Below are 14837 nucleotides of genomic sequence, written 5' to 3'. Positions count from 1 at the left end.
GGCACGGGAATATAAAGGAATAGAAACAAAAATGCCAACCCGAAAGTTGGCATTTGTTGAATTATCCAGCGTCTGTAACGCTTATTCCGATTGATTGTGTCTTTCGTTCGTCGTCATCATCTCCCAAAGCTGGGAAAGTAAATTTGATCCCTAATACGCCAGAAAGTTTGTTGTTTGGCTCAGCTTCCCTCGCCAAAGTAACGTTGAAGAAGTTTGGCTTATCACTTGTATAGTTCCCTAAGATGCCAGACACACTTCCACTGGTTAGCTCACCGTTATTTGTTGAAATCTCGACTTCTGTACCTGCTGGAAGCGGATTACCAAACTCATCAGTGAAATAAATTGTAATAGGAACAGCTGACGGGCTGCCTGCCGCCGTGAAATCTACACTGGCGAGGTCGCACACACCATCTACTCCAGATGGTTCAAGCACTAAGCCATTTCCACTTGGACACGCATTAGAACCAGCAAGCGATGCCGGCACTGTAAACCGCACAAAAGCATTATCGCCAGACATTATCAATTCAAATTGTCTGTATACATTAACTAGCTCTTTAGTACATTCTCCTGCGGCTTCGGCGGCTTCTGAACAAAGCAAACCATTATATTTGCCGTCCCCTTCATAAATATTGTTGCCATCGTTATCAAAATCAAAGCGACCATTATTATTGCTATCCACCCACCAGTCGTCATGACCGCCATTTACAGTTCCCGTTGGAGAACAAGGTCCTGTGTTTGCGGCAGAATCACAATTCTCTTTATCAAAACGACCATTTTCATTGGTATCTAGGAATGCTTCTGTAAGGTCAAACTCTTGACGATATTCGCCAATGTCGAACCGACCATTACGGCGCTCTACTCCACCGCTCGATTGCTCATCTCTGAAATTTTCTTGGCCTTTAACAAAAGCCAACACACTTACACGCCCACCCATAACAATTCGTCTAAGTGCAGTTGTAGCGCCATCGTTCGACGAAGCGTCTTTTTGTCTTAGCATGCCATTAATACATGGTGCAGCATTACCAAAATATGGGTCACAGTTCCAATTAGCTGAGCTTTGCTTTTGAGTACTTGATAATGTAGCTGCTAGTCTAGGTGCTACCGCTTCAAAGGTATTCACATTACCGTCTATATCACCAATGCGGTTACCCCAACGATATTCATAGAAAGGTCTATCTCCTTGGCTACGCCACACCACAGTACAAGCAGCATTATTCGTTCTACAATCGTAAGTGTCCTCAGACTCAGTACTACCAATAGCACCGGCTTCAGCAATCACAGTTGCAGCAACGCCATCAGCATTAAACTGATTGAATTGATCACCAAAGAACAAGGTAATATTTGTTGTGACCCCATTATAATTAAGCGAGTTGGTATTGAATGTAACGGGGGAAGCGTCAAAGGTATCCTGATCGGTGACACCTGAGCTTAATATTAATCCTGACGATACACCAAATATCTGCTCACTTAACGGAATAGTATGCATTACGCCTGTAGGGCAGCGGGCATCGTCGTTTGATGCATCTGCATCATTACACGCTTTTGCAATATCCGTCCAACAGGTAATCGCATCACCTTCAGGCAAATTCACGTAAGATTCTTCTGGGATATAACACGCACTGACAACGAGCGGTCCTGGCACAATACCAGACTTAACCGTTGTTCTTATAATACCATTTGCATTGGTGTTTCCGGTAATTTGCGTAAGTGAGGCTAGGCCTTGCTCATCTGACAATCTAAAGTCGACTCGCGCTCGTGGAATTGCAAGGTTATCTTCATCTACCAGTTTAAAGCTCACAACAGATTGGGTTGGTAAACCGCCTTCACCAGGAGGTAAAGCAATAAACTGATTAAACCCATCTTCTTCAGGTAAAAACTGTACCGCTTGTGCAAGCGCGCTATCCACTTCAATAATCGTTTCTTGATTTATTGGAGAGCTGCCGTTTTGGATAGTAACAGAAATTCTATCTTCGCCTTGGCAACCTTTAGCACGGTATGTAGAACGGGCGATACCATTTGAGGTATTTACCGTTTCATCTAATTCTGCAAGCGCAGGGGTCGCTGCGGAACAAGCAGAGCTAAATGCAACTTCAACAGCGCTATTGATTAATGCCCCATTCTGATCCTTTAACGTCACGGTAATAACCGTGCTTCCGCCTGCGGAAAGCTTTTGTTGGACGCCATTACTATCAACCAAACCATTGTCAATCGTAACATTCAACTGAGCAACACCAACATTAAAATTGATAGCCTGAGTGACGTCAACATAATCTGGAGAGTTTACGGTAATAGTACCTGCGCCGCCTTGGTTACCAGGCTGAAACTTTAGGATTGCAATACCAAAAGAATCCGTTAACGCGGTGCCTGTCGATGGTAAAATAGTGCCTAACGTAGTTTCAGCGCTAATTAACGCGTTGGCAATAGCATCACCAGTTTGGCTAGATGTCATTTTGATGAATATGTCAGCCGTCTCGTTTGATGATACTTGATTGACGCGGGTACAACCAGCAGCGATCGGGTCTATCATTGCCTGATCTCGATTATCATCCCAGCCTACAGGACATTTACTTAACAGCATAACCTCAAGTTTTGCTGACGCAGTGACATTACCGTCATCACCACCACCTTGAGAGGTAAAATCAAAAGATCTCGTTGCACTATTGCCACCTTGAGTGTAAGACGCTGTAATACGTCCAGCGCCTACAGTAGCCGTTACTTTTAAGGTAATTGACGCTTTACCCTCAGCATTTGTGAGAACAGACCCCGAGCTGGGCTCCATCGTTGCAAATTCATCGCTCTCAAAAACGACTCGACTATTTGCCAAAGGGCTACCATCTTTTGTCAACGTGGCAGTGATTACTAGAGGAGATGAAGATGAAAGTGTATTCGTCAAATTACCACTAGTATCCGCTCCAGAAAGCGTAATGGCATAAGTGCCATCGCTACCATCATCACCATTACCATTATCTGTGTCTTTTTGGATACTGCCGCCGCCACCGCAGGCGGTCAGTAAGAATGCTAGCATCAGCATGCTAAAGTAGCGCATCAAGGGCATTCACCTTTCTCCCTAGCTAAGTTAATTTTATTATTGCTCAATAGTAACTCAATTTTAGCGATAAAATCACAATTTTTTATTAGATTAGGTAGATTTTCTGTCGTGAAATGCTGTTCATCTGCGCTAAGCCTGTTAAGCTTTACGGATTTTAAGATACATAGTGTTAGGACAATGTCAGAAAATCAAAAAATGGGCCTAACGGCGCGCATTATGATAGGCATGGTGTTGGGTGTTACATTAGGTCTCACTCTTCAAGCCATCCTAGGTAAAAACAAAGAAATACTGATTCCTTTAGGTCTCTTTGACCTTCCTATTAAAGGTTTTTTCGTTGACGGTTTATTCCACATAGGTGGGCAAATCTTCATTGCAAGCTTAAAAATGCTTGTTGTCCCTTTGGTGTTTATTTCCCTTGTATGTGGCACATGTAGCCTCAGTGATCCGAAAAAATTGGGCCGCTTGGGTGGAAAATCTATCGGCTTGTATCTCATTACAACAGCAATCGCAATCACGGTAGCAATCACGCTCGCACTACTCATTGCACCGGGCGGTGGCGTTGAAATTCCAAGCAGCGCGTCATTTGACGCAAAGCAAGCGCCAACACTTGTGCAAGTCATCATCAACATGTTCCCGACCAACCCAATTGACGCCATGGCCAACGGTAACATGCTTCAAATCATCGTCTTTGCGCTGCTATTTGGTATTGCTATGGCACTAAGCGGAGATGCCGGTGCTCGCCTAGCAGCCGTATTTGAAGATTTAAATACAGTGGTGCTTAAGCTAGTGACATTATTGATGAATGTTGCCCCATATGGCGTATTTTGTTTGATGGCTAAGTTGTTTACAACCATCGACATGGGGTTGATTGCCGAGCTCGGCAAATATTTTATGGTAGTACTAGCAGCGCTGCTAATTCATGCATTCATTAACTATTCAATCTTATTTAAGCTGTTAACGGGTTTGAGCCCAATCATCTTCCTGAAGAAGATGAAGGACGCGTGTATGTTTGCTTTTAGTACCTCAAGCTCAAGTGCGACGATGCCTGTCACACTAGAGACTGCGACTAAGAAGCTAGGTGCACATAACTCAGTTGCTTCTTTCACGATCCCTCTGGGTGCAACCATAAATATGGATGGCACAGCTATCATGCAAGGTGTTGCAACGGTCTTCATCGCTCAGGTATTTGGTGTAGACCTCACCATCAATGACTATCTCATGGTTATCTTGACTGCTACTCTTGCCTCAGTTGGTACAGCAGGCGTACCTGGTGTTGGTTTGATCATGCTTGCAATGGTACTTAACCAAGTTGGATTGCCTGTTGAAGGTATCGCGCTTATCATCGGGGTGGACAGACTGCTCGATATGACAAGAACAGCCGTTAACGTCACTGGTGACTGTATGGTGACTTGTGCTGTCGCTAAGTCTGAAAACGAATTTGATATTGATGTTTTCAACGACCCTGATGCTGCAAAAGAACTAGAAGAAACCACATCTAAAGCAAAAGCGTAATTATCAATAACGCAGCTAGTTATGATAGCTGCGTTATTCTCCTTAATAAACCAACTCAATACTCTCCTAGCGACATATCTGTTATCCATACCCTTTTCTTCATTGGCACTTTTTCCTGAGTATAGAGTAAGATTAAACAGAAGATTCTCCGTGCCTATGCATATGAGTACGTTAACAATAGCAGGATTTGGACGTGTAGTTATCGGTAAGTCTTTCTCATCTCAAAGCTAAGCAACTTATCTAGACATTTGCTCAAGCTGAATCCAGTTCAACAAGTACATTGTTGTGGATAAAAAAACCGCGCTATCAAGCGCGGCTTTTATCTTAGTTAACGTATTAGAATTGGTATGCAAACTTCACGTATGCTTGGCGACCAAGGATACTGTGTGTTTTGTTATCAATACCCATAGATTCTGAAGGGGCAAGCGGCGCTTCCTCATTAAACAAGTTAGACGCCCCCAGTGTTACTGTCAGCTTCTCTACTCCAATATAACTGACGCTTGTATCAACCGTAGTCCAAGAATCGATTTCATACTTGTTACCGTCACTGTCAGCAAGATCTTTGTAAGAATCGACATAGTTTACGCTGATATTTGCAAGCCAATCGTTTTTAGCCCAGTCCATACCCGCCGTCCAGCGGAACTGTGGATGCTGGTATTCTCCATTGAGATCTTCTGCAACATTGAATGTGTTACCTTGATCGTCACTTTCAAACGATTGCTCTTCAAAGTTAAGTGCGTAAGTTAGATTGTAATTGAACTTAAATTCACCCAATTCACGAGTAGTTAACGCGTAGGCTAAGTTGACATCGAAACCGTCTGTTTCGCGACCACCAATGTTAACAAAGGTGTCGTTAATAGTCAGAATACGACCAAGTGTGCTACCTTGATTAGGCGCACGCACCACCAAATTAGGATCGGTACCACAACAATCAACTAACTTTTGTGCACCAATTTTCTTAATGAGATCTTCCTGATCATAGTTCCAGTAATCCACACCGATACTAAAGTCATCGGTCGCTTGCCACACAACACCTAAGTTGTAGTTTTCTGACTCTTCTGGTTGTAGATTTTTGTTACCGGACACAATCGCAGTGTATTCATACGGGCTGCAATCATCATCAGCGCCAGTTTGGCGACAACGCTCGCGGTCTATCACACTTGGTGATTCGTCTGTTCTACCTAGATGTAGCTGCACAAGAGACGGCGCTCTAAATGCGGTACCCCAAGAACCACGAACCACAAGGCTATCAAGCGGTGACCAACGGAATGCTACTTTTGGATCGGTTGTTGTCCCAAAGTCGCTATAATCTTCATAACGCAATGCTAATTGCAGCTCTAGCGTATCTAGCACTGGCACGCTAAATTCTGCGAATATCGCGGTATTATCGCGGTCACCATTTGCTTGCGTTGCTTCTGTACCAAAGATTTCACCTCTGATATATTGGCTATCTGGATTATCTTCGATTTTCTCGTAGCGATGTTCAAAACCAAACGCTGCAGCAACGTATCCTGCACCTAATTCAAACAGTTCACCTGAAATGGTACCATCTAATGATTGCATGGTTGATGCACCATAACGTGTAGTCGTGGTCTCAAAAAACGCCAGGCCTGCTTCTGTATTGGTACTTGGTTCAAATGGGTTCCAAAGACCCTCGTCAATCGCTTGCTGCGCTCTTAGCTTGTTAGGGAAACCATCAAAGCCTTTTTCGACCGCACTTGAACGAATGGCTGAGTAGGCGACTTCCCAAGACCACGCATTCCACTCACCACGAGCACCAAGGACTGCGCGGTAGTATTCAGAATCGACATCTTTTTTACGGTTACCGATATCAACCGTACGACGACGCATTGAAATATCTACACCATGCAAGAAATGGTCTGGATCGTTAAATAGTGGATGGTTTGGGTTATCACCATCCATAAATAGTTCTGTAAAGCTTGGACTACCTGCACCTTGAATGAAAGTTGTAGAGTGCTGTGCCGAAATTTCTGCAAAACCTTCAATACCGTCGGTGATTTCTTGTACACCGTTATAGTTAAAGCTAATACGCTCTGTCGATGGAATTGCGGTCATGTGTGGCGCGTAGTCGTAGCGACAAATATCACCAATATCTAAAGCAGGATCGCATTTATCATTACCCCATACGTCCGTAAAGATAGTCTGTCTTACCTGAGTGCCATCGTCTTCAACACGAACAACAGGTAATCTCGCCCACTGCTCGTCTGTTAACATGCTTCTCATTACTTCAACACTACCAGGAACACCAGCAGAACTTAATGAGTTATTACCACCACGAAAACGCTGATCAGCAGATGCCGTATAGTCACGATCTGCATACGTTAAGTGACCACGTTTGAAATAATCGAGTGAGAAATTATGGTGGCCATTTTGTGTTGACGAACCCCAAAGAAGGGTAAAGTTTTGCTCTTCGGCACCACCATCTGCGGTGTCAGAGATTTTACCTGCAACTTCAAAACCGTCGATATCATCACGAAGAATGATGTTAATAACACCAGCTACCGCGTCAGAACCATAAGTTGCGGAGGCGCCATCTTTTAGAATATCGATACGCTTAACCGATGAAACAGGAATGGTATTTAAGTCAACAAATGATGTTTCGATATCTTTTGCAAACGGGCTCACCGCAACGCGACGGCCATTGATTAGTACAAGCGTCGATGATGCCCCTAATCCTCTTAGAGCGACACTAGAGCCACCATTTGCTGTGTCATCGCTGGAGTTACCTTGTGTGCTAAAAGTACCAGTACCCGATACAGGTAACTTTTGCAACGCACCAATAAGGTCAGTTGATCCCGTTGAGGCTAGATCAGCAGCTGATAAACTTTGGATTGGTGACGGACCTTCTAGGTCTGTTCTTTTAATGTGAGATCCTGTTACTTCAATACGTTCAACTTGCTTCGTTTCTTCAGCCTTAACTTGTTGATTCATGCCGATTAAAACGGCGATAGAGAGCGCACTGAGTGGTAATTTATAGGTCATCCTGTTTCCCCTTAAGTTGATAATTACACTGTAGTTTTTTTAATAATCCAGCCATTATTAGCACACCATAGAAACTTTAACAATGCATTTATTTAACATTAAGTTTCCATTTTGGGGGTCTAATGGCAGAAATTCACGACGAATGGATATTGTTGTTTGTCAGTATCAATTATTGTGTAAAGTGGGATTACAGGCAGGAGAAGCGTTTTACGAATAGCTTCAAAAAATTGATAAGACGCCTAAAAACTGTACCAAGCCTGATTGATTAACTTAGACTAAAGTTTAAAGACGTCAATCCTTGTGTTATAACTAATTAACTTATAACGCCAACCAAGGTTGCACTGACTTTACATCCGCAGAATCTGCAAAATGCGTATTGTCATTTGACCACGCTTTTGGAACGGTGATTTGACAGACTTGCGATTCACACTGCATTGTAGCGTCGATGACGTTTTGACTTCTGCCAAAGGTCACAATGACTCCCTGTTGCTCAGGCAGCAAAAATGACAGCAAGTTTTTAATAAAGAAGCCCGATAGATCAGCCAGTAGTTCTTCAAACTCCATTTGCATTTTATAAAGATCAGATTTACTCAACGATGTTGTATTAAATAACTCAGCTTCAATCTGCATTTTTAGCTGGCAGTCCGAGTTTGCGCCCTTCGTTTCAATCACTACTTTTGCTTTGTCTTTGTCCAATTCTTTGTCAAATGGTAGCAGGAGTTGCGCTTCATCAGTGTACGACAAGGGAAAGCTCGCTTCCTCGGTCACAATATTACCCGTCGTGATTTTACACGCTTGCATACTCACTGTATCGACAAGGTAAAAACCCACACGTGCAAACTCAAACTCGCCTTTATTGACCACTTTTAATCTGTCGTAAAAGCTATCGTATGCAAAGGTGACCGTTTTAGCAGAGGCTATCGCGCTCCAAAGTACCATCGTCAGGACTAGCACAATCTTATTCTTCATCAAAATACGCTCGGTTATGTCTTATCATGTCGTTAAGTTCATTCACGTAGTCTTCCCCTCTCTCTGAGTAACTTAACAGACCGCTCGTTAATACTGTTGCGTCAATCGGTGCTTTTTTAGCTCGCAGCTCTGCTCGTACCGAACGCAAATCTCTGTAAGCATTATTGGTGTTGATATTTCTAAAGTAAGACTTGACCGCAGCTCTTACCGACTGAAATGCTCTCACTTCATGATCGGCCGCATCTTCTCGCCGCTTCGGCACCATACCGCAGCCTTTGGTGTAACACCATTGACCAAAAAAGTTTAACCCAATCCGTGCAAATCGTGACGTGCCCCAAGCTGACTCATTGGCTGCTTGCATCAGTGCCAGTTCTTTAGGGATAATATCTACTCGGCGCAATGCTCTTTTGAGCGAAGATTCATTAATGGCTTCGCCTTTTAAATCATACTTTGTGAAAATTGTCGCGACCTTTTCTATTTGTTTGCGTGTTAACGGCGCGCCGGATTGCAGCATCATCAGGGCGATTTCAAGCGTTGCCCGTTGCTCTAAGATCTGTTTATTTTCGGCTTCTACGTGCGGTTTAATAAAGTCGAAAAACGCCGTTTTCTTTTCCTTAATGTCACGAATGGCTGAAAAATTTGGTAACTTTACGCTATGGAGTGGCTTTTCAGGCACTTTAGGTACAACCTCTGCGCCCGTATCCTCTTGATCTAAGGTAGAATCTTGAGGACTTTTATCTTGGATAAAAGGATAAATTAACGCCCAAATGGTCACTAGGGCAACAATGAGTTTAATCAGTTTAGCTTGCATACTTCTCCTCGCAGTGGCGTTGTTCTGGAAACGGAGTCTCTTTCCCTAAGTCTCTAAGAACTTTTCTCAAGCCCGCTCAATAACAGTTTTATTCTGTTACTATAGTTTGATAGGGCGTTGATAAATTGCGCCAAAATAACAGTATTCAAAAATAGCGGCTGATAATATCAAAAGCCGTAATTAAACGCGAATTTTCGTTCAGTTATCGTACATAGTTTAGACGAGTTTAAGATATAAAGAAAAAGGATTAGAAGTATGACGGCTAACGCTTGGCAACAGCGTCTGCTATCGCAGCAAAAAAATCGGCCAAATGACAATCGTTCTGCATGGCAAATAGATCGTTCTAGGATCATACATGCCGCGGCCTTTAGGCGCTTGCAAGCCAAAACCCAAATTATGGCAATCGGCGTTAACGACTTTTATCGGACTCGCCTAACGCACTCTTTGGAAGTATCGCAAATAGGTAGCGGTCTGTTGCGCCATTTAAGAAAACAGCACCCTGAATTTGAACACTTTCCTTCTACAAGTCTTATTGAAACTTTGTGTCTAGCACACGACATCGGCCATCCTCCATTCGGTCATGGTGGAGAAATAGCACTTAATTACCTTATGCGTGATCACGGAGGGTTTGAAGGCAACGCCCAAACCTTACGTATTGTCACTAAATTGGAACCTTATACTAAAGGTTATGGCATGAACTTAACACGCCGCACCTTGCTGGGTTTTATTAAATATCCTGCACTAATCGACGCGCTTTGGTATCACCAACCAACGCAAACACAAAGTCGAAAATATATACTGTCTAGTGATTGGCTGCCAGCGAAAGGTATTTATCAATGTGACCAATCGGTATTTGACTGGATCCTCTCTCCATTCTCTCAAAACGACCAAGTAAAGTTGCAGGAAACTGAGGTAAAAGATACTTTCCGTCGTAAAACTAAGTTTAAATCGTTAGATTGCGCAATCATGGAATATGCTGATGACATCGCCTATGCAGTTCATGATTTAGAAGATGCGATTGCAACCGAGACCCTTAACGAGGCAGCATGGCATGATTTTGCTCTGCCTGAATTACAAAAGTTAGACTCTCCTTGGTTAAAGCGAAACTTACAGCGCGTGAGCGAGAGTTTATTTTCAGAAGATGAATCGGATCGTAAAGATACCATAGGTGAACTCGTCAACCTGTTTATCGTGCACTGTAAACTCACCGTTCAAGACTCAGGTTTTAACTCTGCCCTACTTCATTTTACCGTTGAGATGTCCCCTGAATTTCAGGAAATCCTGCAAGTATTAAAAGTGTTTGTGTATCGAAGATTAATTCGTGAACCTAAGATGCAGCAAATTGAATTTAGTGGTCAGAACCTGCTTATTGATTTATTTGAAGTTTTTGCTAGTGATCCCATGCGCTTATTGCCATATACAACCCAAACATTGTATCAGCAAGCAACCGATGAAACGCAACAAATGCGCGTGTTAGCGGACTATCTTGGTGGCATGTCTGATGAGTATGCAAGAAAGACGCATAGACGCTTATTTACTGGAGAACTATAAACACTGTTCTTAGATCCAAAATTTAAGCATGAAAAATTCGCATACCTTGGCGATTAACTCATTCTTTAATTTTTCTTAAGCCTTTCTTAAGTATCGGCATATATGTTTCAGCGTAGCTTGATATTTTTCAGTTGGAGCATATATGCCAGCCAAAACCGTTGCGGTATTCGTGTTAGTCACTTCGATCAATCCTGCGTTTGCAGGTGACCCATTTAGCATCGACTCCCTTTGCAATAATAACGCTGAACATCGTAATAAAATGGCCCGACAGACAGATAAAGCAAGCCAAGACAAAAACATCAAAATCGAGTCTATCGAAATAAACTCAAACCCTATTTTTAACCCAGACGACCCAGAAACGAACTCTTTCCATGATTTCGTAAACTGGCTGCATATAGAAACGCGAGATGCGACTATCGCTTCTCAGCTCCCTTTTCAGGCTGGTGACCTCGTCAGCGAGGCCGATATTTTAGAGGCTGAGCGGATCTTGCGCGCTAAAAAATACATCAGAGAGGCGAAAATCAACTACGCCAAGCCTTGCAGCAGTGCCGAGCCACAGAAAATATCAGTGCAAACGTGGGACACTTGGAGTTTGCTACCCAGTGTCAACTTTGGCCGAAGTAGTGGAAACAATAAGTTAAGTTTGGGGTTTAAAGAAGAAAACTTGTTAGGGTATGGCATTAGAGCATCCGTAAAATACAAATCTGATCATGAACGTTCCGGTTACCATACTGTGTTGCAAATGCCTGCACCATGGCAACCGCATGCCATGATAACGGTGCAAGCAGATGATTATGATGACGGTCAAATATTTATGACTGACATTTATCAACCTTTCTACCAGCGCTCAAGCTCTTTGTTGTATCGCGCTTATGTTAATGCACAAGACCAAACGACTTCTATCTATCATAACGGTCAAACAGAAAGTCAGTTTCGATATAACGGTACATCTGCGCAGTTTGCTTATGGCCGTTTGTGGCAGCAAACCAATACCACCACACTAAGGTGGATAGCCGGTGTCGATTACCAAGATGTCAGCTACGACGAGCCACTCTTGGCCATAAGAAATAACCTTAATGACTTCAAGCTGTTAGCACCTTGGATAAGCCTTCAATATATCGAAGATAATTATATCGTGCTGCAGGATGTAGACTTAATCAATCACAGTGAAGATTTCAACCTCGGATGGTCACTTGCGGCCAAAGCAGGTATTGATACCGAAGCGGATGGAGTTGGCTCAATTTGGGAGTTTTCAGCCAGCAAAGCATGGTTATTTAATGATGATGTCTTATACCGATTTAAAGCATCAACCAATGCCCAAATCGGCACGCAGCAAGGTGATAGAGTATGGTCTACTCTCGCTGCAAAGGTAAATTATCGCTGGAGCGATAGTTTTGCTTTTTATGCTGATGTCATTGCCGCGTGGCAAAACGAGGAGTTTGCCGAGCGTCCTCTTGCACTCGGTGGAGAAGAAGGGATCCGTGGCTTCCCACAAAGCTACCAACAAGGTACGCAAACGGTCAAATCCTCATTCGAACTCCGTATGTACCCTAACATTAATATTTATCAGCTTGTTGATTTGGGATTCGTTGGCTTTGTTGATATGGGAAAAGCATCTGGGAATATTCAACACCCTAATATCAGCGATAAAACGCTAGGCAGTGTAGGACTCGGGGTCCGTTTATATTCAGCGCGTTCAAGTAACGAAAACGTAGTACATATAGACTTTACTAAACCATTGAGTAACTATCCTGAAGTTGACAGCTGGGAACTTGGTTTATCAGTGGAAACTCACTTTTAAATAGCGCTTCAAAGGGTCAATGTAAAGGTGATGGTGCTCCCTTCCAACACAACAGTGAGTTCCGCGTCAATGGCTTCAGCGAAGGCCCTCGCAATAGGCAACCCTAAGCCAAAGCAATCATTCGCGCTTCTCGACTGGTCGCTTTGCCAAAGTGGCTCAAATAACTGTGCTAAATTCACGTTTTCGAGCTCGCCTGAAACCTGATTGCTCACTCGAACATTTATCCCATCCGTCGCCCCTTTTTCAACGACGATAAGTGCTTTAGAGTTCTGTACACGATGACGCTTGGCGTTTTTTAGTAAGTTACCAATAATGCTCTCGACCGCCATTAAGTTTGTCTGAATTGGACATTCTGCGTGAGTAGTCTGGAGCTCAACGTCATCAAAATTTATCTCACCAATCGAACGATTGACGACTTGCAATACATCAACCTCATCTTCTTTAGGTAGCTTTATCTGTTCGTATTTATGTAGCAACATCACATTGGTGACGATGTTTTTCATCCGCTGACTTATTCTTAATACTTCTGGCACAAAGTCATCCGTCAATTCATTGTCTTCAGGGAAACGTGAAATGACTTCCGCCAAATTAATGAGCTCCGTAATGGGCGTTTTTAATTCATGCGAAATATCTGAGGTTAAGCGTTTTTCTCGCAAGTACAATTGTCTGTTTTCAACAATAAAACGGTTTAAGCTTTGCTCAACGGGTAATAGCTCAGAGACTGGTTTTTCTAATACTATCGTGTCTGAATCTTTAGAGAAATTTAGTTTGGCTATCTGAGCGTTCATACTATTCAACGGCGCGAGACCAACATCGACCGTTTTACGAACAAAGACGCGAATAAACACCACAACACATACGATAGTCACGATAAAAACGATATCAATGAGCCAAAGAATAAAGTCCAGCTCCTCCGACGAAGCCGCGTAGGCAATGACAAGTTCGTCGTCAAAAGATTTCTTTTCCCCTGTTAGTGTATGAATTTGCGGAATAAAGCGGGTATATATGATACGTCCCGCCCGACCGTCTGGTAGCGTTTCGCTTACCACTTTACTCTCACCAAGTGGTAACGACAAATAGGGTAACTCGTGTTGTGAGAAAAGATCTAAGCTGTCAGAACGTGCAAAAACTCGGTCGTTCAACCAGATTTGGTAGTATTCGGGTTCAATATTACCAGTAAATTCAGGTAAAAACTCACCAGAAAAGTGTAGTTCTAGATGATCTTCATCTTCAGAGACGAGCGCCATCAGCATGCCAACTTTTGTACGCATCGCTTTGTCGAATTGTGAGTCAATCCAAGAGTCAACAGCCAAATCTGTGGCGAGTAAAATGGCGACTACAACACCTGTAATGGTAATTGATAATGTTCTAACTAAGTTCCCTCGGATCGACTTCATGGTAGTTGCTCAACATAATATCCAAACCCGCGTTTAGTTTTGACCGGCAAACATTGTCCCAATGCTTTGACCTTTTTGCGTAGCGAAGAAAGGTGTGCTTCGATGGCATTTTTCGACACACTATCAAAATTGCCTGTTATATAAGTACTCAGTTTTTCCGGAGTAATAATCTTATTTTGATTGGTAAACAAACATTCCAAAATTTTATACTCATTGGGTGTTAAGTCTATCCGCTGCCCCGCAATTAACGCAGACTTTAGCTGCAAGTCAATGGTTAAGAAACCATGCACGATTTCATCACCATCTTGTTTAAATGCTCCTCTTCTCATTAGCGTTAATAGCCGTGCATGCAGCTCATCAAACGAAAAGGGCTTGGCGAGATAGTCGTCTGCACCACTTAATAAACCCAGCACTCGGTCTTCAGGTTGTGACTTTGCTGACAACACCAACACTCGAGTGTCATTCTTCTGCTGTCTTAGGGCTTTAAGTACACTTATGCCATCCAAACTGGGTAACATGATATCTAAAATAATTACGTCATAATGATCCATCAGCGCCATACTCAAACCACTAGAACCATCCGCCGTATCATCCACCGTAAAGCCCAGCTTTGAGAGCCCTAAGGTTAAGCTGCGACGCAATGATTCAGAATCTTCAATCAGTAACACATTCATAAATAAACCTTTGGCTAGTGCTTAATATCACATAGCTTAGTTGCTCAAACTTAAGATTCGCTAAAGAGAG

Annotated in this window: 9 protein-coding genes; 3 read left to right on the top strand and 6 right to left on the bottom strand. The window is 43.0% G+C overall.

The window, feature by feature from the left end:
• Window positions 1-61: 61 nt before the first annotated feature.
• Window positions 62-3055 carry a hypothetical protein gene (locus B1L02_RS06625; protein WP_088530394.1) on the bottom strand — a complete coding sequence of 998 codons (2994 nt, stop codon included), beginning with the start codon at window positions 3053-3055 and terminating at the stop codon, window positions 62-64.
• A gap of 171 nt (window positions 3056-3226) precedes the next feature.
• On the opposite strand from B1L02_RS06625, the gene B1L02_RS06620 reads away from it, so the two are divergent.
• Window positions 3227-4561, top strand: a complete 1335-nt coding sequence (locus B1L02_RS06620) for a dicarboxylate/amino acid:cation symporter (RefSeq protein WP_088530393.1) — start codon at window positions 3227-3229, stop codon at window positions 4559-4561.
• Window positions 4562-4897: 336 nt separating this feature from the next.
• Here B1L02_RS06620 and B1L02_RS06615 read toward each other — a convergent pair whose 3' ends face one another.
• From B1L02_RS06615 to B1L02_RS06605, 3 genes are all read right to left on the bottom strand, one after another.
• Window positions 4898-7564, bottom strand: a complete 2667-nt coding sequence (locus B1L02_RS06615; protein ID WP_088530392.1) for a TonB-dependent receptor plug domain-containing protein — start codon at window positions 7562-7564, stop codon at window positions 4898-4900.
• A 318-nt stretch (window positions 7565-7882) separates the two neighbouring features.
• A complete protein-coding gene (locus B1L02_RS06610) occupies window positions 7883-8533 on the bottom strand; it encodes a DUF2987 domain-containing protein (RefSeq protein WP_088530391.1) in 651 nt (216 codons plus the stop codon).
• On the bottom strand, window positions 8523-9344 hold the full coding sequence (locus B1L02_RS06605) for a glucosaminidase domain-containing protein (RefSeq protein WP_088530390.1): 822 nt from the start codon (window positions 9342-9344) through the stop codon (window positions 8523-8525). Before B1L02_RS06605 ends, B1L02_RS06610 begins: the two co-directional genes overlap by 11 nt.
• Before the next feature lie 255 nt (window positions 9345-9599).
• Between B1L02_RS06605 and B1L02_RS06600 the strand changes: the two genes are divergently transcribed.
• Both B1L02_RS06600 and B1L02_RS06595 read left to right on the top strand, forming a co-directional pair.
• Complete coding sequence (locus B1L02_RS06600; protein ID WP_088530389.1) at window positions 9600-10895, top strand: anti-phage deoxyguanosine triphosphatase; 1296 nt, start codon at window positions 9600-9602, stop codon at window positions 10893-10895.
• 142 nt (window positions 10896-11037) lie between these two features.
• Window positions 11038-12696 (top strand): hypothetical protein, encoded by a 1659-nt coding sequence (locus B1L02_RS06595; RefSeq protein ID WP_088530388.1) that lies wholly within the window; start codon window positions 11038-11040, stop codon window positions 12694-12696.
• Window positions 12697-12704: 8 nt separating this feature from the next.
• Here the strand turns inward: B1L02_RS06595 and B1L02_RS06590 are convergent, their stop codons facing one another.
• Both B1L02_RS06590 and B1L02_RS06585 read right to left on the bottom strand, forming a co-directional pair.
• Window positions 12705-14093: a histidine kinase dimerization/phospho-acceptor domain-containing protein gene (locus tag B1L02_RS06590; protein WP_088530387.1), complete on the bottom strand. Its 1389-nt coding sequence runs from the start codon at window positions 14091-14093 to the stop codon at window positions 12705-12707.
• Window positions 14090-14767: a response regulator transcription factor gene (locus B1L02_RS06585; RefSeq protein WP_039497447.1), complete on the bottom strand. Its 678-nt coding sequence runs from the start codon at window positions 14765-14767 to the stop codon at window positions 14090-14092. Before B1L02_RS06585 ends, B1L02_RS06590 begins: the two co-directional genes overlap by 4 nt.
• Window positions 14768-14837: the final 70 nt, after the last annotated feature.

Source organism: Pseudoalteromonas piscicida, from assembly GCF_002208135.1.
GTDB classification, from domain to species: Bacteria; Pseudomonadota; Gammaproteobacteria; order Enterobacterales; family Alteromonadaceae; genus Pseudoalteromonas; species Pseudoalteromonas piscicida_A.
The sequence above is the reverse complement of the archived record's forward strand: the minus strand, read 5'-3'. Positions and strand labels throughout refer to the sequence as shown.